The 278-nt window shown below is 54.7% G+C and carries 1 protein-coding gene; it reads right to left on the reverse strand.

What is annotated here, in order from left to right:
* A partial coding sequence (locus SB749_RS19290) for a TylF/MycF/NovP-related O-methyltransferase (RefSeq protein WP_410711724.1) occupies positions 1 to 278 on the reverse strand: 278 nt, incomplete at both ends.

Below are 278 nucleotides of genomic sequence, written 5' to 3' on the forward strand. Positions count from 1 at the left end.
GTCATCGACAATCAGATAGCCGCCGTCAGAAAGCTGCGGGTATAGAGCCTCAATCGCCTGGATGGTGGATTCATACATATCACCGTCCAGCCGAACTACGGCGAAGGTGCCGTCAAGCTTTGGCAGCGTGTCTTTGAACCAGCCTTTCAGAAACTTCACCTGGTCATCCAAGAGCCCGTAGCTGGCGAAGTTTGCCTGTACCTGTTCGACCGAAACCGCCAGTTGTTCATATTTGCTGTGATCATCGCCTGCATCTGCCGGGTAGGCCTCGGCATCGG

The organism is Brevibacterium sp. SIMBA_078 (genome assembly GCF_046534565.1).
Classification (GTDB): domain Bacteria; phylum Actinomycetota; class Actinomycetes; order Actinomycetales; family Brevibacteriaceae; genus Brevibacterium.